Source organism: Streptomyces tatrensis (genome assembly GCF_049310065.1).
GTDB lineage: Bacteria > Actinomycetota > Actinomycetes > Streptomycetales > Streptomycetaceae > Streptomyces.
This window is the reverse complement of sequence record NZ_JBMDLB010000011.1, coordinates 6163023-6185308: the sequence shown is the minus strand read 5'-3', so window position 1 is coordinate 6185308 and position 22286 is coordinate 6163023. Positions and strand designations below refer to the sequence as shown.

Here is a 22286-nt window from a genome sequence, read left to right as displayed (position 1 = left end):
TCGCAACTCGGTGCTCGGCAGAGTCATACCCACCGTGCGCTACGGATCATAACTATCCGTACCACCTCATCGATCGATTCCGGCAGCACGAGGGGCGCACGCCGCGCACGTCCGGGGTCACAGGAGTGCCGGCCGGGGAAGCTGTACGCCTCCCCGGCCGGCTGTCGGCACCCGCACGGCCGCACGGATCCAGGCTGCCCGGCCCAGATCTCGGGACAGAAACGGTCAAGTTGCCTGCGTGTTAACCGAGTTGCGGCGAAACCGGGTGCCGTTCACAGCTGTGGCGAGAAATGAGCGGTACCGGGGGCCCGGAGCTCACTCCTTGGTCGACGGTCCCGACTGGGATCCCGACTGGGATCCCGGCTGCGGTCCCGGCGGAAGGGCGGCCCGCTCGGATGCGAAATGACAGGCCGAGGGGTGGGCCGTCGGGCCGCCCGGGAGGAAGGCCGGGATCTCCAGGAGCGGGACCTCCGACGCGCAGCGCTCCTCGGCCTTCCAGCAGCGGGTGCGGAAGCGGCAGCCCGAGGGCGGGTTGGCCGGGGAGGGGACGTCGCCGGAGAGGATGATCCGGTCGCGGCCCGCGCGGGCCGTCGGGTCGGGGACCGGGACGGCGGAGAGCAGCGCCTGGGTGTAGGGGTGGGTGGGGTGGTCGTAGATCTGGGTGTCGGTGCCGATCTCGACGATCCGGCCCAGGTACATGACGCCGACCCGGTCGGAGATGTGCCGGACGATCGAGAGGTCGTGCGCGATGAACACGTAGGAGAGGTTGAACTCGTCCTGGAGGCGCTCCAGGAGGTTGACCACCTGGGCCTGGACGGAGACGTCGAGGGCGGAGACCGGCTCGTCGGCGACGATGATCTCGGGCTTGAGGGCGAGGCCGCGGGCGATGCCGATGCGCTGGCGCTGGCCGCCGGAGAACTGGTGCGGGTACCGGTTGATGTACTCGGGGTTCAGGCCGACCACGTCCAGGAGCTCCTGGACCTTGCGGCGGCGGTCGCCCTTGGGCGCGACCTCGGGGTGGATCTCGTAGGGCTCGCCGATGATGTCGCCGACCGTCATGCGCGGGTTCAGCGAGGTGTACGGGTCCTGGAAGACCATCTGGATGTTGCGGCGCGCGGCCTTGAGGCCCTTGGCGGAGAGCTTGGCGAGGTCCTCGCCCTTGTACGTGATCGAGCCCGCCGTCGGGCGTTCCAGGTTGACCAGCATCTTGGCGACGGTGGACTTGCCGCAGCCGGACTCCCCGACGATGCCGAGGGTTTCGCCGGCCCGCAGGTCGAAGGAGACCCCGTCGACGGCCTTGACGGCGCCGACGTGCTTCTTGAAGAGGATGCCCTGGGTCAGCGGGTAGTGCTTGACCAGGTCCTCCACCACGAGGATGGACTCAGCCACCGAGGCACTCCTTCCAGAAGAAGCACGCGCTGGCGCGGTCCGGTCCGACCTCGGCCAGCGGGGGTACGTCGGTGCGGCAGACGGCCTGGGCCATCGGGCAGCGCGGGTTGAAGGCGCAGCCGGGCGGGATGGCGAGCAGGTTGGGCGGCAGGCCCTTGATGGCGTACAGCTCCTGGCCCTTCTGGTCCAGGCGCGGGATGGAGTCCAGCAGGCCGCGGGTGTACGGGTGGGCGGGGTTCTTGTAGATCTCGTGGACGGGGGCCGCCTCGACGATCCGGCCGGCGTACATGACGGCGATCTTGTCGGCGACGTCGGCGACCACGCCGAGGTCGTGGGTGATCAGGATCAGGCCCATGTTGAGCTCGCGCTGGAGCTCCGCGAGCAGGTCCATGACCTGGGCCTGGACGGTGACGTCCAGGGCCGTGGTCGGCTCGTCCGCGATGATGAGCGAGGGTTCCAGGGCCATCGCCATGGCGATCATGATGCGCTGGCGCATGCCGCCGGAGAACTGGTGCGGGTAGTCCCCCACCCGCTCCCGCGCCGCCGGGATCTTCACCCGGTCCATCAGCTCGACGGCCTTGTTCCGGGCGTCCTTGCGGGACATCCCGCGGTGGACCTCGTACATCTCGCCGAGCTGCGCGCCGACGCTCAGGACCGGGTTGAGTGAGGACAGGGCGTCCTGGAAGATCATGGCCATCTCGGCGCCGCGGATCTTCCTGCGCTCCTCCTCCTTCATCTTCAGCAGGTCTGTGCCCTTGAAGAGGATCTCGCCGCCCGCGATGCGGCCCGGCGGCACGTCGAGGATGCCCATGACGGCCTGGGCGGTGACCGACTTGCCGGATCCGGACTCGCCGAGCACGGCGAGGGTCTCGCCCTCGGCCACGGAGTAGTTGACCCCGTTGACGGCCTTGGCGACTCCGTCCCGCGTCTTGAATTCCACGTGCAGATCGCGCACTTCGAGCAGCATGTGCGGGGCTCCTCAGCGCAGCTTGGGGTCGAGGGCGTCGCGCACCGCGTCGCCGAGCATGATGAAGGCGAGCACGGTGATGCTGAGCGCGCCCGCCGGGTAGAGCAGCATGTGCGGGGCGTTGCGGATCTGGGAGGCGGCGTTGGAGATGTCGATGCCCCAGGAGACGGTGGGCGGGCGCAGGCCCACGCCGAGGAAGGACAGGGTGGCTTCCAGCGCGATGTAGGTGCCGAGCGCGATGGTGGCGACGACGATGACGGGCGCGATGGCGTTGGGCGCCACGTGCCGCAGCAGCATCCGGCCGTTGCCGGCGCCGAGCGCCCGCGCGGCCTGGACGTAGTCGTTCTGTTTGGCGGTGATGACCGAGCCGCGGGCGATGCGGGCCAGCTGGGGCCAGCCGAGCAGCACGATGAAGCCGACGACGGGCCAGACGGTGGTGCTGGTGACCACGGACAGGAAGACCAGGCCGCCGAGGACCACGGGGATGCCGAAGAAGATGTCGGCGACCCGGGAGAGCAGCGCGTCGCCCCAGCCGCCGAAGAACCCGGCGAGCCCGCCGAGCGCGGAGCCGAGGAGGGCCGCGCCGAGGGTGGCGCAGATGCCCACGGTGATGGAGGCGCGGGCCCCGTAGACGGTACGGGTGTACACGTCGCAGCCCTGGGTGTCGTAGCCGAAGGGGTGGCCCGGGGAGGAGCCCTGCTGCGATTTGGACAGGTCGCACTGGAGCGGGTCGCCGCTCGCGATGAGCTGGGGCCAGATGGAGATGACCACGAGGAAGAGGATCAGCAGGGTGGAGACGATGAAGACGGGGTTGCGGCGCAGTTGGTGCCAGGCGTCGGACCACAGGGAGCGGGCCTTCTCCTGCGGGCCCGCGGGGCCTGCCGGGCCTCCCCCGAGCTCCTTCTCCAGGGACTCCCCCTCCTCCAGGGCGAGATCCATGGCGCCTCCCTGGCCGGTGGGGGCGATGGACTCGTACGGGCCGGGTCCCAGCGGATCGTAGACGGCGCGCTCGGGATCGGGCTCAGGCATAACGGATCCTCGGGTCCAGGACCGCGTAGAGCAGGTCGACGAGCAGGTTCGCCAGCAGGAAGACGATCACGAGGATGGTCACGAAGCCGACCACCGTCGGGGAGTTGTTGCGCAGGATGCCCTGGTAGAGCTGGTAGCCGACGCCGTGGATGTTGAAGATCCGCTCGGTGACGATGGCGCCGCCCATCAGGGCGCCGATGTCGGTGCCGATGAAGGTGACCACGGGGATCAGCGAGTTGCGCAGCAGGTGGCGGCTGATGACCCGGCGCCGGGGCAGGCCCTTGGCCACGGCGGTGCGGACGTAGTCGGCCTTGACGTTCTCGGCGATGGAGGTCCGGGTGAGCCGGGTGACGTAGGCGAGGGAGACCAGCGCGAGCACGATGCCGGGCAGGATCAGCTCGCTGAAGGGGGCGTCCGGGGAGACGGTGGGCCTGACCCAGCCCCATTTGACGCCGAAGAGGTACTGGAGCAGGTAGCCCGTCACGAAGGTGGGCACGGAGATGACGACCAGGGTGAGCACCAGCACGCCGCTGTCGATGGACCTGCCGCGCTTCAGTCCGCTGATCACGCCGAGGGTGATGCCGACGACGATCTCGATGGCGATCGCGACGATGGTCAGGCGCAGGGTCACCGGGAAGGCCGAGGCCATGAGTTCGGTGACCTTCTGGCCGTTGAAGGCGGTGCCGAAGTCGCCCTGGAAGATCTGGCCCATGTAGTGCAGGTACTGCTTCCACAGGGGCTGGTCGAGGTAGAGGTCCTTGCGGATGCGTGCGGCGGTGGCGGGGTCGGGGGCCTTGTCGCCGAAGAGGGCGGCGACCGGGTCACCGAGCGCGTACACCATGAAGAAGATCAGGAACGTGCTGCCGATGAACACGGGGATCATCTGGAGCAGCCGCCGGATCACATAACGTCCCATGGACTGCTCCAGGTTCGATCCGAAGGCGGGTCAGCTGACCTTGATCTGGTCGTACACCGGGACGCTGAACTGGTTGAGCTTCACGTCCGTGACGCGCTCCCCGTAGCCCGCGCTGCCGTTCTGGTACCAGAGCGGGATCGACGGCATCTGCTCGGCGAGGATCTTCTCCGACTCCTGGAACTTGGCCGTCGCCTTGGCGGCGTCGCTCTCGCGGTTGGCCTCGTCGATGAGCTTGTCGAACTCCGGGTTGCTGAACTTGCCGTAGTTCGAGGAGGCGCCGGTGTAGTAGAGCGGCTCCAGGAAGTTCTGGATCAGCGGGTAGTCGGCCTGCCAGCCGGAGCGGAACGGGCCGGTCAGCTTGAAGCTGCTCTGCTGGTTCCGGAAGTCGGCGAAGGTGCCGATGGGGTTGACGGTGCAGACCGGGCCCTCGCCCAGTGTGTTGTTGATGCTGTTGCAGACGGCGTCCATCCACTCGCGGTGCGAGCCGGTGTCCACGTTGGAGGTCAGCGAGACCTTGCCGCCGGGCAGGCCGCCGGCCTCCTGGATGAGCTTCTTGGCCTCGGTGGGGTTGAAGGAGCAGGCCTCGCCGCAGGCGGTGGCGGAGAAGCCGCCCTTGTCGCCGAGGGCCGGTGAGGTCCAGTCCTTGGCCGGGGTGCGGGTCTCGTGGAAGATCTGCTTGGTGATCTCGTCGCGGTTGATCGCCATGGAGATGCCGCGGCGGACCTTGTCCATGCCCTCCTTGCTCCACTGCGGGTCGTACAGCGGGAAGGTGAGGGTCTGGATGATGAGGGCCGGCTGGTTGATGTAGCGGTCGCCGAGGTCGTTCGCGACGTTCTTGAGCTGCTGCGCGGGCACGTCGTCGACCAGGTCGAGGTTGCCGGAGATCAGGTCGGTGTAGGCGGTGTTGTTGTCGGTGTAGACCTTCAGGTCCACTCCGCCGTTGACCGCCTTGTCCTCGCCCGTGTAGGCGTCCCACTTGCGCAGCTTCATGCCGGTGCCCTTGGTGTACGAGTCCACCGTGTACGGGCCGTTGCCGACGGGCTTCTTCAGCCAGGCATCGTGGTCGGTGAAGAAGGCCTTGGGCAGGGGGGAGAACGCCTGGTAGCCGAGGGTCTCGGGCCAGGTGGAGAACTTCTCCTTGAGGGCGACCGTGAAGGTCTTGGGGTCCTTGACGACCAGGCCGGACATGGTCTTGGTCTTGGGGTCGCCCTTCTCGGGGTGGACGTCCGCGTAACCGACGATGTCGGAGAAGAAGGGTGAGTTGTTCTGCTTCTTGGTGACGTCCGCGCCGTAGTTCCAGGCGTCCACGAAGGACTGCGCGGTGACCGGCTCGTCGTTGCTGAACTTCCAGCCGTCCTTCAGCGTGATCGTGAAGTTCTGGCTGTCGGTGGTCTCGATCTTCTCGGCGAGAAAGTTCTTCGCCTCACCGGTCTCGGGGTCGTACCGCTTGAGCCCCCGGAAGATCATGTCGAGGACCTTGCCGCCCTGGACCTCGTTGGTGTTGGCGGGCTCCAGCGGGTTCTGCGGGTCGCCCCACGAGGAGCTGACGATGCCGTCCGCGCCGCCTCCGCCGCTGTCGCTTCCGCCGCCGCAGGCGGTCGCCGCGAGGGCGACGGCCGCCGCACATGCGGCCCACTTGGCGTGGGTGGCTCCGCGCATGGAGTGCCTCCTACTGGATCCCAAGACTCACTTAGGGCCCAATGTCACCCTATGTGGGGTCCCGAACACTCCCCGTTGGACCGATTGCACCCCCGCGTCGCCCGCCTGTCACCCCTGCGAGTGCACAGCGGACCGTCGCAGCGTCAGCTCCCAGGTGTCCACCGCGTGGTGCGTGGTCATGCCGTGCGCCTCGTACAGCGCGAGCGCTCCGGTGGTGTTGCCCGTGTCCACGCCGAGGCCGACGGTGGCGCGGCCGCGGGCGGCGTAGGCGGCGAAGGCGTGGCGCAGCAGGAAGGCGCCGACGCCCCGGCCGCGGGCTTCCGCGCGGACGCCCAGGTGGCTGAGCCAGCCCATGCTGGTGCGGTCGTCCCGGGTGAGCAGGACCCCTACGTCGCCCAGCGCGGGCAGGCCGGCGATCCACACCAGCGACCAGTCCAGGCCGCGGCCGTCGATGTGGTCGAGCCAGGGCTCGTACGGGCGCTCCACGTGCCCGAAGTGGTCCGCGAAGGTCTCCTCGATCAGGGCGTGGACGCGTCGGCGCTCGCTCTCGCCGCCGTCGCAGGGGCGAAGGGTCAGCCCGGCGGGCGCCGCCGGGGGCAGGTCGGCGGGGCCCACGGCGCGGGTCAGCACGCGGTAGCGGCGCACCGTGCGGTAGCCGCGGCCGGGCAGCAGTCCGGGGTCGAGGGTGCGCCCGCCGCTCGGCGCGAGCCACAGGTAGGCGTGCGGGGCTCCGGCGGCCAGCTCGCGGGCCCTGGCCTCCACCAGGTCCAGCAGCCGGGCGGCGGCCGCGCGGCGCCCCGGCAGGACGCGGAAGTGGCAGTCGACGCGGCCGGGGCCGGAGTCGGCCCACACCAGGGCGTAGCCGAGGAGCCGGCCGCTCTCGAAGGCGAGGAAGGAGTCCGCCACCAGGTCGACGTCGGGGTGGTGCAGATCGGCCTCGACGGCGGCGAGGTCGGTTTCCGGGCGGCCGATCTCGATCCGGTCGATGGTGTTGAGGAGCCCGCAGATGTCCTCGGCGTCGGAGGGCCCGGCGGGCCGTACGGTGAGCATGCGTGCCATCAGACCACGGCGCCGGTCGGGGCGGCGTCAGCCGGCGGGCGGTCCGGACGGCCGGACCGGCGGGCAGCCGACCGGCCGGGTCGCGGAACGACGGAGCGCCCGCCGCCGGAGAGTTCCGGTGACGGGCGCCCTGTGCTGTCGCTGCGGGAGGTCAGACGGCCAGGACGGCCTTCTCCTCCGCGAAGTGGCAGGCCGACTCGTGCGCGGCCAGCGACTTGGAGCCCTTGAAGCGCTCCGGGATGGCGAGCAGCGGCTCCTCCACGGAGCACTTCTCCTCGGCCTTCCAGCAGCGGGTGCGGAAGCGGCAGCCCGACGGCGGGTTGGCCGGCGAGGGGACGTCACCGGTGAGGATGATCCGCTCGCGGCCCTCGCGGGCGGCCGGGTCCGGCACCGGCACCGCGGAGAGCAGCGCCTGGGTGTACGGGTGGGTCGGGTGCTCGTAGATCTGCTCGTCGGTGCCGATCTCGGCCATCTTGCCGAGGTACATGACACCGACGCGGTCCGAGATGTGCCGGACGATCGACAGGTCGTGCGCGATGAAGATGTAGGAGAGGGTGAACTCCTCCTGCAGCTTCTCCATCAGGTTGATGACCTGGGCCTGCACCGATACGTCGAGCGCGGAGACCGGCTCGTCGCAGATGATGATCTCCGGGTTGAGCGCGAGGCCGCGGGCGATGCCGATGCGCTGGCGCTGGCCGCCGGAGAACTGGTGCGGGTACCGGTTGATGTACTCCGGGTTCAGACCGACGACGTCCAGGAGCTCCTGCACCTTGCGGCGCCGGTCGCCCTTGGGGGCCACCTCGGGGTGGATGTCGTAGGTCTCGCCGATGATGTCGCCGACCGTCATGCGCGGGTTCAGCGAGGTGTACGGGTCCTGGAACACCATCTGGATGTTGCGGCGGACGGCCTTCAGGGCGCGGCCGGACAGCTTGGTGATGTCCTGGCCCTTGTAGAAGACCTCGCCAGCGGTGGCGCGTTCCAGGTTCATCAGCAGCTTGGCGACGGTGGACTTGCCACAGCCGGATTCGCCGACGATGCCGAGGGTCTCGCCCTGGTACAGGTCGAAGGAGATCCCGTCGACCGCCTTGACCGCGCCGACCTGCTTCTTGAACAGGATTCCCTGGGTCAGCGGGAAGTGCTTGACCAGGTTGCGGACCTGGAGGATCGGCTCCCGTGCGGGGGCGTTGGTGAGCTCAGCCATGGAGCTGCTCCTTCCAGAAGTGGCAGGCGCTGTGACGGCCGGCCAGCTCGCTGCCGTCCTGCTCGCTGACGGGCTGCAGGGCGGGGATCTCGGACCGGCAGATGTCCTGCGCGGCGACGCAGCGCGGGCTGAACGAGCAGCCGGTGGGCAGGCGCAGCAGGTTCGGCGGCAGGCCCTTGATCGCGAAGAGCTCCTGGCCCTTCTGGTCCAGGCGCGGGATCGAGTCCAGCAGGCCGCGGGTGTACGGGTGCGCCGGGCGCTTGTAGATCTCGTGGACCGGAGCGGTCTCGACGATCCGGCCGGCGTACATGACCGCGATCTTGTCCGCGACGTCGGCGACCACGCCGAGGTCGTGGGTGATCAGGATCAGGCCCATGTTGAGCTCGCGCTGGAGCTCCGCGAGCAGGTCCATGACCTGGGCCTGGACGGTGACGTCCAGGGCCGTGGTCGGCTCGTCCGCGATGATCAGGTCGGGCTCCAGCGCGATCGCCATGGCGATCATGATGCGCTGGCGCATACCGCCGGAGAAGTGGTGCGGGTAGTCGTCGACCCGCTCCTTCGCCGCCGGGATCTTGACCTTCTCCATCAGCTCGATGGCCTTGAGCCGGGCGTCCTTCTTCGACATGCCCTCGTGGACGCGGAACATCTCGCCCAGCTGGTAGCCGACGGTGAGCACCGGGTTCAGGGAGGACAGGGCGTCCTGGAAGATCATGGCGATCTTCCGGCCGCGCAGCTTGCGCCGCTCCTCGAAGCTCATCTTGAGCATGTCCTGGCCGCGGAAGAGGATCTCTCCCTGCGGGATCTTGCCGGGGGGCATGTCGAGGATGCCCATGATGGCCTGGGCCGTCACGGACTTGCCGGAGCCGGACTCGCCGAGCACGGCGAGGGTCTCGCCGGCGCTCACGGAGTAGTTGACGCCGTTGACTGCCTTGGCGACACCGTCGCGGGTGTGGAACTCGACGTGCAGGTCGCGTACTTCGAGGAGCGGCGTCTGCGGGTCCCCGTCACGCGGGGAGGGAAGGCTGGAGGTGTTGTCCATGGTGATCACTTACGCCCTCCTCAGCGCAGCTTGGGGTCGAGGGCGTTGCGGACCGCTTCGCCGAGCATGATGAAGGCGAGGACGGTGACGCTGAGGATGATCGAGGGGTACAGCAGGATGTACTGCGCCACTCGGATCTGCGCGGCACCGGTGGAGATGTCCACGCCCCACGAGATGTTCGGGGCCGCGAGGCCCAGACCCAGGTAGGACAGGGTCGCCTCGGCCGCGATGTAACCGCCGAGCGCGATCGTGGAGACCACGATCACGGGGGCCATGGCGTTCGGCAGGATGTGCTTGATCAGGATCCGCGTGGTGCCGGCGCCCAGCGCCTTGGCGGCGTGCACGTAGTCGGCCTGCTTCACGGTGATGACCGCGCCGCGCATGACGCGGTTGATCTGCGTCCAGCCGAGGAAGGCCAGGGCGAAGACGACCGTCCACACCGTGCGCTCGGTGAAGGCCTGGAGGACGACCATCGCGCCGAGCAGGAACGGGATGCCGAAGAAGATGTCGGTGATGCGCGACATGATCGCGTCCGTCAGGCCGCCGAAGTAACCGGAGATCATGCCCGTGATGCCGCCGACGACGGTGACGATCGCGGTGACCGCGACGGCCACGATGATCGAGGCCCGGGTGCCGTAGATGAGGCGGGCGTAGACGCTGCGTCCCTGGCCGTCGTAGCCGAGCCACTCCGGCGAACCGACCTTGGACAGCTCGGGGTGCTGCAGGAAGTGGTGGACCAGGTCGCCCTTGGTGGGGTCGGCACTGGTGAACCAGCTCGGGAAGGCGGAGATCGTCAGCAGGATGAGGATCAGCACCGAGGAGACGAGGAAGTACGGGTTGCGCCGCAGGTCGGCCCAGGCGTCGCCCCAGAGGCTGCGTGCCTTCTCGGCCTTCACCGGGTCCACCGGGGCAACGGCCGCCGAGGTGTCCTCGGGCGTCGCGACTTCGGTCTTGGTCATGTCAGGCATACCGGATCCTCGGGTCCATGACCGCGTAGAGGAGGTCGACGAGCAGGCTGGCTATCAGGTAGACGACGACGAGGACGGTGACGACACCGACCACGGTCAGGCCTTCACGGCGCAGGACCGAGTCGTAGATCAGACCGCCGACGCCCTTGACGTTGAACAGGCCCTCGGTGACGACCGCTCCGCCCATGAGGGCGCCGATGTCGGTACCCAGGAAGGTCACCACGGGGATCATCGAGTTGCGCATCAGGTGGACACCGATGACGCGGCGCTTGGGAAGACCCTTGGCCACGGCGGTGCGCACGTAGTCGGCGCGCAGGTTCTCGGCCATCGAGGTGCGGGTCAGGCGGGCCACGTAGGCGAGCGAGAGCGATCCCAGCACGATGGCCGGCGCGACCAACTCGCCCCAGGTCTCCTCATTGCTGACCATGGGTTCGATCCAGTCGAGCTGGAAGGCGAACACCGCCTTGATGATGAAGCCGAGCACGAAGACCGGCATCGAGATGATCAGCAGGGTGAGGATCAGGACCAGGTTGTCCACGAGCTTGCCGGCCTTGAGGCCGGCGACGATCCCGAGGGTCAGGCCGAGAACGATCTCGATGGCGAAGGCCAGGAAGGCCAGCCGGAGCGTGACCGGGAACGCGGCACCGATGACTTCGGTGACCTCGCGTCCACTGCGGATCTGCGTTCCGAAGTCGAAGTGGAACAGGATCCCGGTGATGTAGTCGAAGTACTGCTTGCCGATCCACTGGTCCAAGCCGTGCTCGTGCCTCAGCGCGGCCAGTGTGGCGGGGTCAGTGCCCTTGTCTCCGAAGAGTCCGGCCACGGGATCGCCGGGCAGGCTGTAGACCATCAAAAAGATGAGCAGGGTCGTCCCGAAGAAGACCGGGATCATCTGGAGCAGTCGTCGTGCGACATAGCGCCCCATCATGCCTCCGTAGAAGATGCGGCAGGCGCAGCCGGACGGGCCCTTTCGCCACGCACGCGCGTGACGGTTCCGTCACTGCGTCGCGAAAGGGCCCCCCGGGCGCTGCATGTAGGCCCGGATGTGGGCCGGCTCCCCGCCGGCCCACATCCGTCGAAAGGAATTACGCGGTAGGACTTACTTCTTGACCTCGACCAGGTCGAGGATCGGGTCGCCGTCCTGGGCGTACTTCACGTTCTGGACCTTCTCGGAGAAGCCCGCGTTGACCTTGTAGTACCAGAGCGGGATGGAAGGCATGTAGTTGACGAGTTCCTTCTCGATGGCCTGGTAGGCCTTCACGGACTCGTCGAGGGTCGCGGCGCTGTCCGCCGCGGCGATCTTGGCGTCGAGCTCGGGGCTGGTGAAGCCACCCTGGTTGCCGCCGGCGCCCGTACGGAACAGGTCGCTGATGAAGTTGGCGTTCACCGGGTAGTCGAGGACCCAGCCGGAGCGGTAGATCGACTTGACCTGCTTGGACTTGCGGGCCTGGAGGTCGGCCTGGAAGTCCGGCTTGGCGTCGCCGGTGCACTTGACGCCGGTGGCCTGGGTGATGCTGCCGCAGACGGCCTCGACCCATTCCTTGTGACCGCCATCCGAGTTGAACTGGATGAAGATCTCGTTGTTCGGAACGCCACCGCCCGCGGCGATGAGCTCCTTGGCCTTCGCCGGGTCGAACTTGGTGACGTCACCGGAGCCGGTCGGCGTGTAGCCGAGGACGCCCTTGGCGACCCAGCCGGTCGCCGGCTCACGGGTGCCCTGGAGCACCGTCTTGGTGATGGTGTCGCGGTCGATCGCCATCGACAGGCCCTGGATGACCTTCGGGTCGACCTTCTTCGGGGTCTTCCACTGGTCGGCGTAGTACGCGATGGCCAGGGTCTGGATCGCGGAGTAGGCCTGGTCCACGGCGCGGTCGCCGAGGTCGGCGCGGTAGACCGGGAGGTCCTTCGGGCCGATCTGACGCAGGACGTCGAGGTTGCCGGCCTTCAGGTCCTCGTACGCGGCCTCGACGCCGGTGTAGTTCTTGAGAATCACACCGCCGTTCTTCGCCTTGTCCGCACCCTTGTAGTCGTCGAAGCGCGTGAGCTCGATCTGCTTCTTGTGCTCCCACGACTTGAACTTGTACGGGCCGTTGCCGACCGGCTTCTCACCGGCGGCCGCGGGGTCCGCGTAGAACGAGGCGGGCAGCGGGGAGTAGACCTCGTAGCCGAGCTTGTACGCGAAGTACGGCACCGCGCTGTTGAGCTCGATGGTGAAGGTGTTCTCGTCGACGATCTTCAGACCCTCGAGGGCGTCACCGGTGGGCTTGGCGCCCTCGGCCTCGGGGTGCAGGGCTTCGAAGCCCTTGATGTCGGCGAACCAGGACGCGTTGCCCTGCTTGTTGTTGATGTTCGCGGCCCAGTTCCACGCCTTGACGTAGGACTCGGCGGTCACCTTGGTGCCGTCGTGGAACGTCCAGCCGGGCTTCAGCTTGACGGTCCAGAGCTTGCTGTCCGTGGTCGTGACCGACTCGGCGTTGACGTTGACGATCTTGCCGTCGGCGTCGTAGTCGACGAGCTGGGAGAACAGACCCGACATCGCGATCGAGCCGTTGGACTCCATCGTGTCGGCCGGCTGGAGAAGCTTCTCCGGCTCGCCCACCTCGATCGAGTAGATGCCGTTCGGGTCAACCTCACCCTTGGCGCCGGCTTCCTTGCCACCGCCGCCGCCACAGGCAGTCGCTGCCAGGGCGACGACAATCGCGCCCGCTACCCACTTGGCGCTCTTGGCACCGCGCATGGGTTTCCTCCTCATGAGTCCACTGTCTGATGTGAAGGACACAGGTGTGCTTCGCCGACACCCCTGACGGCGATAGGACCGGTGTCCCGAGTGTGCTCGTGAGTCGACGCTCCCCACAGCGTGTGACCCATTGACCCGAGCTCAATGGAGCCATCCTCAAGGACTGCTTGACCGTAAACCACACTTAAGTGGTCTCGTTTTCACAACATCGCACTACGGCTAAAACCCGAAATCCGGACAAACGGATAGGAGACAGACATGAACGAAACGGACTGTTAGCTCTTCTTCCGGAGTGTCACGGTCGGTATGCGGACACCGGACCGAAACAATCCGCTTGACAAAAGCGAACAGCCCCTGTCGTCACGGAGACCGTGACGACAGGGGCTGTTCACAAAAGCCCGTAACGGGCAGGACCCAGGTGTGACCTAGGTCCTACGCGACTACTTGCCGGACTTGGCGCGCGAAGCGGTGCGCGAGCGGTCCTTCTGGTCCAGGACGACCTTGCGGATGCGGACGGCCTCGGGGGTCACCTCGACGCATTCGTCGTCGCGGCAGAACTCCAGGGACTGCTCCAGGGAGAGCCTGCGCGGGGGCACCACGTTCTCGGTGTTGTCCGCGGAAGCCGCACGCATGTTGGTGAGCTTCTTCTCCTTGGTGATGTTCACGTCCATGTCGTCGGCGCGGGAGTTCTCGCCGACGATCATGCCCTCGTACACCTCGGTGCCGGGCTCGGTGAACAGGACGCCGCGCTCCTGCAGGTTGATCATCGCGAACGGCGTGACCGAACCGGAGCGGTCGGCGACCAGCGAACCGTTGTTACGGGTCACCAGCGGGCCGAACCACGGCTCGAGGCCCTCGTGGATCGAGTGGGCGATGCCCGTACCGCGCGTACCGGTCAGGAACTCGGTACGGAAGCCGATGAGGCCGCGCGACGGGACGACGAACTCCATGCGGACCCAGCCGGAGCCGTGGTTCGACATGTTGTCCATGCGGCCCTTGCGGATGCCCATGAGCTGCGTGACCGCGCCCATGTGCTCCTCGGGGACGTCGACCGTCATGCGCTCGACCGGCTCGTGCACCTTGCCGTCGATCACCTGCGTGACGACCTGCGGCTTGCCGATGGTCAGCTCGAAGCCCTCGCGGCGCATCTGCTCGACCAGGATGGCGAGCGCGAGCTCACCACGGCCCTGGACCTCCCAGGCGTCGGGACGCTCGGTGTCGAGGACGCGGAGCGAGACGTTACCGACCAGCTCGCGGTCCAGACGGTCCTTGACCTGGCGGGCGGTGACCTTGCGGTCCTTGACCGCGGACTTGGCGTCCGCGCCCTTGCCGCTGCCGCCGCGGCCGACCATCGGGGAGGTGTTCGTACCGATGGTCATCGAGATCGCCGGCTCGTCGACCGAGATCAGCGGGAGCGCGATCGGGTTCTCCGGGTCGGCCAGGGTCTCGCCGATCATGATGTCGGGGAAACCGGCGACCGCGCAGATGTCACCCGGGCCCGCCACCTCGGCCGGCTTGCGGGTGAGCGCCTCGGTCATCATCAGCTCGGTGATGCGGACGTTGGAGATGGTGCCGTCACGCTTGATCCACGCGACGGTCTGGCCCTTGCGGAGCTCGCCCTGCTCGACGCGCACCAGCGCGATGCGGCCGAGGAAGTTGTCCGCGTCCAGGTTGGTGACGTGGGCCTGGAGGGGGGCCTCCTCGTCGTACACCGGGGCCGGCACGTGCGCCAGGATGGTGGAGAAGAAGGGCTCCAGGCTGTCGCTGTCCGGGGGGACGGTGCCGTCCGCGGGCTTGGTCAGCGAGGCGACGCCGTCACGGCCACAGGCGTAGACGATCGGGAACTCGATCTGCTCCTCGTCCGCGTCCAGGTCGAGGAAGAGGTCGTACGTCTCGTTGACGACCTCGTCGATCCGGGAGTCCGGACGGTCCGTCTTGTTGATGCAGAGGATGACCGGCAGCTTCTGCTGCAGAGCCTTCCGCAGGACGAAACGGGTCTGGGGCAGCGGACCCTCGGAGGCGTCCACCAGCAGGACGACGGCGTCCACCATCGACAGACCGCGCTCGACCTCACCACCGAAGTCGGCGTGGCCGGGGGTGTCGATGATGTTGATCGTGATCGGGGCCGACCCGTCCTTCGGGTGGTACTTCACCGCCGTGTTCTTGGCGAGGATCGTGATGCCCTTCTCACGCTCCAGGTCGTTCGAGTCCATCATGCGGTCGTCGAGGTGCTGGTGGGCGGCGAAGGCACCGGCCTGCTTGAGCATGGCATCGACGATGGTCGTCTTGCCATGGTCGACGTGGGCGACGATGGCGACGTTACGGATGTCGTGGCGCGTGGGCACTTCGGCGCTTCTCCCGGGATCGTGGATGGCGACGCGTACGGTCCGGCACGCGCGCCTCGACCGGGCGGAAAACCTGCCACGGCCTTACCCCATCGTACGTCGGCTGGCGGGAACCGCCTGCCGGGGGGTCTGTCAAGAGGCCGGACGACTGAGTGGAGCCGGGTCCTGGGTGGGGGGACCCGGCCATGGGTGAAGCCGGTAAACACGCGGGTCAACGGGTATCCACGACCCTGCCCGCCGGTGATCCGGCGGGCAAGGGACTTGAGTCACATCTGAGCTTGAGACCTTCGAATCAACCCCGGATGCACCCCTTCGTCATCACTTCTTCTTCTCGTTCTTCTTGGCCGCGGCCGGCTTCTTCCAGCCGATGTCCTGGTAGCGCGGGGCTCCGAGTCCGAAGGCTCCCGCGTTGATCAGGCCGGGCTTCACGGCGACCAGCTCGGGGCGCTGGTAGAGCGGGATGGAGCCGGCCGTCGCCCAGATCCGGGCGTCCGCCTTGCGCATCAGCTCGCGCGAGGCCGCCTCGTCCAGCTCGCCGAGCGCCTGGTCGAAGAGCTGGTCGATGTGATCGGTGCCGACCCGGGTGTAGTTCTGTTCGACCAGCAGCGAGCCGTCGGCAGCCGGCTCCGGCTTGGCGAAGATGGGCCGGGCGTCGGTGGCCGGGTAGGCGGTCGCGGGCCACGAGTAGAGCGCCAGGTCGTACTGGCCCGAGGCGATGTGGTCCTTGAAGAAGCTCTCGTCGGGGACCTTGGTCAGCTCGGTCTGCACGCCGACCTTCTGGAGCATCTGCGCGATCCGCTCGCCCACCGTGCGCAGCGCCTCCGAACCGGGGCCGGCCGGCAGGACGAAGCGCAGGGCGAGCGGCTTGCCGTCCTTGGCGAGCACGCTGCCGGAGGTGCGTACGGCCTGCTTGGCGGGGGCCGGGGCGGTGCTCGCCCCGTCCTGGGCCGCCGGTTCGGCGGCGGCTTCGGCGTCCAGGGCCGGGTTGCGCTTGCCGTCGTCCACGGCGTCGGCCTGTGCTTCGGCCTGGGTGCGCAGGTGCTGCTCCTGGAGGGCCGCGAAGGGGGCCGGGGCGAGCACCGGGGAAGGGGCGTCCTGCCGGTCCTGGCCACTCTCGGCGAAGGCGTCGGCGTCGACGATCTCCCCGTCGCGGCCGGGCTGCCCGTCGCCGTTGCGCCCGTCTGCGTTGCGCCCGTCGCCGTTGCGCCCGTCGTCCTGGCCGACGATGTAGAGGCCGTCGTTCCCGGTGCCCGGGCCCGGGGCCGGGACCGCCGGGGTCTTGGAGTCGTCCGTCTCCTTGGCCGCCTCCGAGCCCGCCTTGGCGCCCGCCGGGGCGGTGATCTTGCCTCCCCGGCGCCAGCCGGCGTCCGCGAGCAGGGCCTGCGAGGCCTGGGTGTCCTGGCCGCCGAGGGCCTCGCTGTTGTCGGCGTACGACTGCTGCCCGGCGAGCGCGAGGTGGCTGCCGACCGGCTTCGCGGGCAGGCCCAGCGGCTTCAGGACGATGTCGGCGAGCGCCTGGCGGTCCAGGGCGCGGGCCACGGCGCGGCGCACCCGCTCGTCGGCGAGCGGGCCGCTCGCGCCGTTCATGGCGAGCTGGGTGTAGGCGGGCTCCAGGGACTTGCGGACGGTGAAGCCGCGCAGGGCGGTCTGCTCCTCGGCGTACCGCTTCACCGCCTCCGCCTGCTTCTGGCGGGTCTCCTGCGCCTCCTTGGCCTTGTCCTCGTCCGCTCCGAAGGCGAGCGCCCACGACAGGGTGGCCTGCGCGGCCGTCACCGAGGCGGCGGGGCCGTGGGCCCCCGCACCTCCGGCTCCCTTTTCGGCCTTGGCGGCCGCGCGGCGGGCCAGGGCGATGCGGTCGGCCCCGGTGCGGTCGATCTCCGCCAGGTCGAGCTTGCCGGCGGCCAGCGCGGCCGGGCGTTCGGAGCGGGGCACCGCGGTGAGGACCAGGGTGTCGAGCTTGGCGGGGCTGCCCCACCAGCGCGGGTTGCGGGTCAGCGAGGCCGTACCGGTCTTCTTGTCGATGGCGCCCAGGCCGAAGGGGCCCGCGGTGACCTTCAGGGCTCCCCGGGACCCCTCGTTGAAGCTCTCCGGGGTGCCGGTGACCTGCTTGGGGTAAAGGGGGCTGAAGAGGGAGCGCCAGTCGGCGTACGGCCTGACGAAGGTGACCTTGACCTCCAGGTCCGTCTTGCCGCGCTCGATCTTCTCGATCCGGTCGTAGCCGGCGTTGCGCGCCGTCCAGTACGCGGAGTCCTTGCTGTTCAGGGCCCGCCACTGGGAGACGAAGTCGGCGGCGCCGATCTCCCGGCCGTCGCTCCAGACCGCCTGCTGGTTGAGCTTGTACAGGACGACCTGCTTGGGCTCCCGCTCGACGACCTCGGCCTTCTCCAGGTAGTCGGGATTGGCCACCGGCCGCCCCTTGCCGTCCAGCACGAACAGCTGGGGCAGTACCGCCCCGGCGATCCGGTTGGTGGTGGCGTCCGCATCGGCCTGGAAGGCGTTGAGGGTGCCCGGCATGGAGTCCACGGCCCACCGCAGCACCCCGCCGTCGGCGACCTTGTCGCGGGTGGTGGCCGCGATGTCCTGCCCGGCGGCGGCCGGGCCGCCCTCGTCTTCACCCGCGCCGCAGCCCGCGAGCAGCGGCAGTGCAAGAACTCCCGAGGTCAGGAGCGCCAAGGACCTGCGCCTTCTCTGGGACATGGGTGGTACCTCCGGGACGGGGCGTGGGGGAGCCGTGAAAGCGGATGTTTCGATCACGTTCGGCGGTATATGGAGCTGATCACACTGGGTGCCGAAACCCACTGAAATCGACACCCCGCCACAGCCACCGCAGCCGACCCCCGCCACGCCGCGAACCCCACCCGTGCGGACCAATCCGGCTTGCTTTCCGGACGGGCGTTCCCCCGTAAGAGGGATGAAAATGGGGGCAGGGAGGGGCGCACAGTTCGCGCCTGCGCGCCCGCAATCGCTGCACGTCCCTTCACAACCGGGGACGGGAGGCGCGACACTCGCAGGCGCACATGAGCGTTGCCACCGCACCTAGCGGAAGTGAGGGCAAGTCATGTCCCTGCAAGACGATTTGACCGCCGTACGGCGCAACCTGAACGAGCTGGTCCGCTCCGTGGAACGGCTCGAGAAGGACGTCGCCCGGCAGGCACCGGCCGCCCCCCGGCCTCCGGGCGAGGGCGGAATGGTCAACGTCCCGGACACCCCGTACGACAGCTCGCTGTGGACGGACTCCGACGACGAGGGCCTCGGCGCCCGCGACCGCCGCGCTCCCTGACCTACGCTCCGCGCACACCCCACCGGGCCCGGCCACCCTCGACGAGGGCGGCCGGGCCTCCTGGGCCACCCCTCATCACTCCACTCGGAGTCCCTCTTGGCCACAGGCACCCAACCACCAGCACAGCGGCCCGGCGGCGTCCACGACGCCTCGCGGGCCGCGATCGCAGCCCGGCACCTGCGGACCGACCGGTGGTGGCTCTCCCCCGCCGGCACCGCGGCCGGGCTGTTCGCCTTCATCGTCTACTCGAGCTGGCGGGCCTTCGCCAACGCCGACTACTACGCGGCGCCGTACGTCTCGCCCTTCTACTCCCCGTGTCTCGCGGAGAACTGCCAGGAGATGCGCGGCGGCCCGAACCTGGACCTCTTCGGCAGCTGGTGGGGCCTGTCCCCCGCGCTGCTGATCCTGGTCTTCCCGCTCGGCTTCCGGCTGACCTGCTACTACTACCGCAAGGCCTACTACCGGGGCTTCTGGGCCTCGCCGCCCGCCTGCGCGGTCGCCGAGCCGCACGCCTCGTACAGCGGGGAGACCCGCTTCCCGCTGATCTTCCAGAACATGCACCGGTACTTCTTCTACGCGGCGGTCCCGGTCGCGGGCATCCTCACCTACGACACCGTGCTGACCTTCCGAAACGAGCAGTACGAGTGGGGCCACATGGGCCTCGGAACGCTGCTGTTCGTCGTCAACATCGCGCTGATCTGGGCCTACACCCTGTCCTGCCACTCCTGCCGGCACATCATGGGCGGCCGCCTCAAGCACTTCTCCAAGCACCCGGTGCGCTACCGCCTGTGGGGCTGGATCAGCCGCCTCAACACCCGTCACATGCAGCTGGCGTGGGCCTCCCTGATCAGCGTCGCCGCGTGCGACTTCTACGTCTACCTGGTGGCCAGCGGCGCCTTCTCCGACCCGAGGATCTTCTAGTGACCCAAGTCGAACGGCAGCAGTGGGACGTGGTCGTGGTCGGCGCGGGCGGCGCCGGGCTGCGGGCCGCGATCGAGGCGCGCGAGCGGGGCGCCCGTACGGCCGTGATCTGCAAATCCCTCTTCGGCAAGGCCCACACCGTGATGGCGGAGGGCGGGATCGCCGCCTCCATGGGCAACGTCAACGAGGGCGACAACTGGCAGGTGCACTTCCGCGACACGATGCGCGGCGGCAAGTTCCTGAACCAGTGGCGGATGGCGGAGCTGCACGCCAAGGAGGCCCCGGACCGGGTCTGGGAGCTGGAGACCTGGGGCGCGCTCTTCGACCGCACGCCCGACGGGAAGATCTCGCAGCGCAACTTCGGCGGGCACGAGTACCCCCGGCTCGCGCACGTCGGCGACCGGACCGGGCTGGAGCTGATCCGCACCCTCCAGCAGAAGATCGTCCAGCTCCAGCAGGAGGACTTCAAGGAGTACGGGGACTACGAGGCCCGGCTCAAGGTCTTCCAGGAGTGCACGGTCACGAGGATCTTGAAGACCGAGTCCGATAGCGGCTCCGCCGCGGGGTCGCGGGTCTCCGGGACCTTCTGCTACGAACGCGAGACCGGGCGGTTCTTCGTCCTGGAGGCCCCGGCGGTGGTGCTGGCCACCGGCGGGATCGGGAAGTCCTTCAAGACCACCTCCAACTCGTGGGAGTACACCGGCGACGGCCACGCGCTGGCGCTGCTCGCCGGGGCCCCGCTGCTGAACATGGAGTTCGTGCAGTTCCACCCGACCGGCATGGTCTGGCCGCCCTCGGTGAAGGGGATCCTCGTCACCGAGTCGGTGCGCGGCGACGGCGGGGTGCTGCGCAACAGCGAGGGCAAGCGGTTCATGTTCGATTACATCCCGGACGTGTTCAAGGAGAAGTACGCGCAGTCCGAGGAGGAGGGCGACCGCTGGTACGAGGACCCGGACCACAACCGGCGCCCGCCCGAGCTGCTCCCCCGCGACGAGGTGGCCCGCGCGATCAACTCCGAGGTCAAGGCCGGGCGCGGATCCCCGCACGGCGGGGTGTTCCTCGACGTGTCCACCCGGATGCCGGCGGAGCGCATCAAGCGGCGGCTGCCCTCCATGTACCACCAGTTCAAGGAGCTGGCGGACGTGGACATCACCGCCGAGGCGATGGAGGTCGGCCCGACCTGCCACTACGTGATGGGCGGCATCGCCGTCGAGTCCGATACGGCCGCCACCCTCGGGGTGCCGGGCCTGTTCGCCGCCGGTGAGGTCGCGGGCGGGATGCACGGCTCGAACCGGCTCGGCGGGAACTCCCTCTCCGACCTGCTGGTCTTCGGCCGCCGGGCCGGGCTGCACGCCGCCGAGTACGCGGCGCGCGACGCCCCGGCCGTCGGCGGGCGGCCCGAGGTGTCCCAGGCGCAGATCGACGCGGCGGCCGCGGAGGCACTGGCCCCGTTCCATGCCGCCGAGGGCGCGGAGAACCCGTACACCCTCCACCAGGAGTTGCAGACGGCCATGAACGACCTCGTCGGGATCATCCGCCGCGAGGGCGAGATGGCCCAGGCGCTGGAGAAGCTCTCGACCCTGCGCGTACGGGCCTCCCGGGCCGGGGTCGAGGGGCACCGGCAGTTCAACCCGGGCTGGCACCTGGCCCTGGACCTGCGCAACATGCTGCTGGTCAGCGAGTGCGTGGCCCGCGCGGCCCTGGAGCGCACCGAGAGCCGGGGCGGGCACACCCGCGAGGACTGCCCGGCGATGGAGCGTGCCTGGCGGCCGGTGAACCTGCTGTGCCGGCCGGTGGATCCGGCCCCCGCGGACCCGGCTGCCGACCGGATCGAGCTGACCCGGGTGCGCACCGATCCCATCCGATCCGACCTGCTCGCGCTCTTCGAGAAGGAAGAGCTGGTCAAGTACCTCGCCGAAGAGGAGCTGTACGAATGAGCACCTACGATGCCGCGTTCCGGATCTGGCGGGGCGACGCGGAGGGCGGTGAGCTGCGCGACTTCACCGTGGAGGTGAACGACGGGGAGGTGGTCCTGGACATCGTCCACCGGCTCCAGGCCACGCAGGCCTCCGACCTGGCGGTGCGGTGGAACTGCAAGGCGGGCAAGTGCGGTTCGTGCAGCGCGGAGATCAACGGGCGGCCGCGGCTGCTGTGCATGACGCGCATGTCGACCTTCTCCCGCGAGGAGACGATCACCGTGACCCCGCTGCGGGCCTTCCCGGTCGTCCGCGACCTGGTGACGGACGTGTCCTTCAACTACCAGAAGGCGCGCGAGGTGCCCGCCTTCGTGCCGCCCGCCGGGGTGGCGCCGGGCGAGTACCGGATGCAGCAGATCGACGTGGAACGCTCGCAGGAGTTCCGCAAGTGCATCGAGTGCTTCCTGTGCCAGGACACCTGTCACGTGGTGCGCGACCACGAGGAGAACAAGGGGGCCTTCGCCGGTCCGCGCTTCCTGATGCGGGTGGCGGAGCTGGACATGCACCCTCTGGACGCGGCGGCCGAGGCGGGCCTGGACCGCAAGCGCGCGGCGCAGGAGGAGCACGGGCTCGGCTACTGCAACATCACCAAGTGCTGCACGGAGGTCTGCCCCGAGGGCATCAAGATCACTGACAACGCCCTGATCCCGCTGAAGGAGCGGGCCGTGGACCGCAAGTACGACCCGCTGGTCTGGCTGGGGAACAAGATCGGCCGCCGGTCCGGTCAATAGCCGCCCCCAATCGTTCACTTGGCAGGACAGAATGCCCCCTGAGCAACGTCGTTGACGTGAAGTCAGGGG

General features: G+C 68.8%; 17 protein-coding genes. 4 read left to right on the top strand and 13 right to left on the bottom strand.

Annotation, left to right across the window (positions count from 1 at the left end):
- Nucleotides 1–315: 315 nt before the first annotated feature.
- From ACODT5_RS44215 to ACODT5_RS44155, 13 genes are all read right to left on the bottom strand, one after another.
- Complete coding sequence (locus ACODT5_RS44215; protein WP_422524544.1) at nt 316–1389, bottom strand: ABC transporter ATP-binding protein; 1074 nt, start codon at nt 1387–1389, stop codon at nt 316–318.
- Nucleotides 1382–2356, bottom strand: a complete 975-nt coding sequence (locus tag ACODT5_RS44210; RefSeq protein WP_422524543.1) for an ABC transporter ATP-binding protein — start codon at nt 2354–2356, stop codon at nt 1382–1384. The genes ACODT5_RS44215 and ACODT5_RS44210 overlap by 8 nt, the downstream gene beginning before the upstream one ends.
- A 12-nt stretch (nt 2357–2368) precedes the next feature.
- A complete protein-coding gene (locus tag ACODT5_RS44205) occupies nt 2369–3385 on the bottom strand; it encodes an ABC transporter permease (RefSeq protein WP_422524542.1) in 1017 nt (338 codons plus the stop codon).
- On the bottom strand, nt 3378–4301 hold the full coding sequence (locus ACODT5_RS44200; protein WP_422524541.1) for an ABC transporter permease: 924 nt from the start codon (nt 4299–4301) through the stop codon (nt 3378–3380). Before ACODT5_RS44200 ends, ACODT5_RS44205 begins: the two co-directional genes overlap by 8 nt.
- Before the next feature lie 30 nt (nt 4302–4331).
- Nucleotides 4332–5960 (bottom strand): peptide ABC transporter substrate-binding protein, encoded by a 1629-nt coding sequence (locus ACODT5_RS44195; protein ID WP_422524540.1) that lies wholly within the window; start codon nt 5958–5960, stop codon nt 4332–4334.
- Nucleotides 5961–6068: 108 nt separating this feature from the next.
- Nucleotides 6069–7010, bottom strand: coding sequence for a GNAT family N-acetyltransferase (locus tag ACODT5_RS44190; RefSeq protein ID WP_422524539.1), 942 nt, complete (start codon nt 7008–7010; stop codon nt 6069–6071).
- A gap of 160 nt (nt 7011–7170) precedes the next feature.
- The gene (locus ACODT5_RS44185) at nt 7171–8220 is read right to left on the bottom strand and encodes an ABC transporter ATP-binding protein (protein ID WP_422524538.1); all 1050 of its coding nucleotides are present in this window, start codon (nt 8218–8220) and stop codon (nt 7171–7173) included.
- Nucleotides 8213–9259 carry an ABC transporter ATP-binding protein gene (locus tag ACODT5_RS44180; protein ID WP_422525232.1) on the bottom strand — a complete coding sequence of 349 codons (1047 nt, stop codon included), beginning with the start codon at nt 9257–9259 and terminating at the stop codon, nt 8213–8215. Before ACODT5_RS44180 ends, ACODT5_RS44185 begins: the two co-directional genes overlap by 8 nt.
- Nucleotides 9260–9279: 20 nt before the next feature.
- A complete protein-coding gene (locus tag ACODT5_RS44175) occupies nt 9280–10227 on the bottom strand; it encodes an ABC transporter permease (RefSeq protein ID WP_422524537.1) in 948 nt (315 codons plus the stop codon).
- Nucleotides 10220–11152: an ABC transporter permease gene (locus tag ACODT5_RS44170; protein ID WP_422525231.1), complete on the bottom strand. Its 933-nt coding sequence runs from the start codon at nt 11150–11152 to the stop codon at nt 10220–10222. The genes ACODT5_RS44175 and ACODT5_RS44170 overlap by 8 nt, the downstream gene beginning before the upstream one ends.
- A gap of 174 nt (nt 11153–11326) precedes the next feature.
- Nucleotides 11327–12964, bottom strand: coding sequence for a peptide ABC transporter substrate-binding protein (locus tag ACODT5_RS44165; protein ID WP_422524536.1), 1638 nt, complete (start codon nt 12962–12964; stop codon nt 11327–11329).
- Nucleotides 12965–13404: 440 nt separating this feature from the next.
- The gene (gene typA, locus ACODT5_RS44160; RefSeq protein WP_422524535.1) at nt 13405–15309 is read right to left on the bottom strand and encodes a translational GTPase TypA; all 1905 of its coding nucleotides are present in this window, start codon (nt 15307–15309) and stop codon (nt 13405–13407) included.
- A gap of 318 nt (nt 15310–15627) precedes the next feature.
- Nucleotides 15628–18006: an ABC transporter family substrate-binding protein gene (locus ACODT5_RS44155; protein ID WP_422524534.1), complete on the bottom strand. Its 2379-nt coding sequence runs from the start codon at nt 18004–18006 to the stop codon at nt 15628–15630.
- Nucleotides 18007–18367: 361 nt separating this feature from the next.
- On the opposite strand from ACODT5_RS44155, the gene ACODT5_RS44150 reads away from it, so the two are divergent.
- The 4 genes from ACODT5_RS44150 to ACODT5_RS44135 all read left to right on the top strand — a co-directional run bounded on the left by ACODT5_RS44150 (nt 18368) and on the right by ACODT5_RS44135 (nt 22217).
- A complete protein-coding gene (locus tag ACODT5_RS44150; protein ID WP_422524533.1) occupies nt 18368–18589 on the top strand; it encodes a hypothetical protein in 222 nt (73 codons plus the stop codon).
- 96 nt (nt 18590–18685) lie between these two features.
- Complete coding sequence (locus tag ACODT5_RS44145; RefSeq protein WP_422524532.1) at nt 18686–19510, top strand: hypothetical protein; 825 nt, start codon at nt 18686–18688, stop codon at nt 19508–19510.
- The gene (locus ACODT5_RS44140; protein WP_422524531.1) at nt 19510–21447 is read left to right on the top strand and encodes a fumarate reductase/succinate dehydrogenase flavoprotein subunit; all 1938 of its coding nucleotides are present in this window, start codon (nt 19510–19512) and stop codon (nt 21445–21447) included. Before ACODT5_RS44145 ends, ACODT5_RS44140 begins: the two co-directional genes overlap by 1 nt.
- Nucleotides 21444–22217, top strand: coding sequence for a succinate dehydrogenase/fumarate reductase iron-sulfur subunit (locus tag ACODT5_RS44135; protein WP_422524530.1), 774 nt, complete (start codon nt 21444–21446; stop codon nt 22215–22217). Before ACODT5_RS44140 ends, ACODT5_RS44135 begins: the two co-directional genes overlap by 4 nt.
- Nucleotides 22218–22286: the final 69 nt, after the last annotated feature.

Excerpts from the sequence above, each read along its gene's own strand:
- ACODT5_RS44210 (WP_422524543.1), bottom strand. The coding sequence starts at position 2,356 with ATGCTGCTCGAAGTGCGCGATCTGCACGTGGAATTCAAGACGCGGGAC.
- ACODT5_RS44205 (WP_422524542.1), bottom strand. The coding sequence starts at position 3,385 with ATGCCTGAGCCCGATCCCGAGCGCGCCGTCTACGATCCGCTGGGACCC.
- ACODT5_RS44200 (WP_422524541.1), bottom strand. The coding sequence starts at position 4,301 with ATGGGACGTTATGTGATCCGGCGGCTGCTCCAGATGATCCCCGTGTTC.
- ACODT5_RS44195 (WP_422524540.1), bottom strand. The coding sequence starts at position 5,960 with ATGCGCGGAGCCACCCACGCCAAGTGGGCCGCATGTGCGGCGGCCGTC.
- ACODT5_RS44190 (WP_422524539.1), bottom strand. The coding sequence starts at position 7,010 with ATGCTCACCGTACGGCCCGCCGGGCCCTCCGACGCCGAGGACATCTGC.
- ACODT5_RS44185 (WP_422524538.1), bottom strand. The coding sequence starts at position 8,220 with ATGGCTGAGCTCACCAACGCCCCCGCACGGGAGCCGATCCTCCAGGTC.
- ACODT5_RS44180 (WP_422525232.1), bottom strand. The coding sequence starts at position 9,259 with ATGGACAACACCTCCAGCCTTCCCTCCCCGCGTGACGGGGACCCGCAG.
- ACODT5_RS44175 (WP_422524537.1), bottom strand. The coding sequence starts at position 10,227 with ATGCCTGACATGACCAAGACCGAAGTCGCGACGCCCGAGGACACCTCG.
- ACODT5_RS44170 (WP_422525231.1), bottom strand. The coding sequence starts at position 11,152 with ATGGGGCGCTATGTCGCACGACGACTGCTCCAGATGATCCCGGTCTTC.
- ACODT5_RS44165 (WP_422524536.1), bottom strand. The coding sequence starts at position 12,964 with ATGCGCGGTGCCAAGAGCGCCAAGTGGGTAGCGGGCGCGATTGTCGTC.
- ACODT5_RS44155 (WP_422524534.1), bottom strand. The coding sequence starts at position 18,006 with ATGTCCCAGAGAAGGCGCAGGTCCTTGGCGCTCCTGACCTCGGGAGTT.
- ACODT5_RS44150 (WP_422524533.1), top strand. The coding sequence starts at position 18,368 with ATGTCCCTGCAAGACGATTTGACCGCCGTACGGCGCAACCTGAACGAG.
- ACODT5_RS44135 (WP_422524530.1), top strand. The coding sequence starts at position 21,444 with ATGAGCACCTACGATGCCGCGTTCCGGATCTGGCGGGGCGACGCGGAG.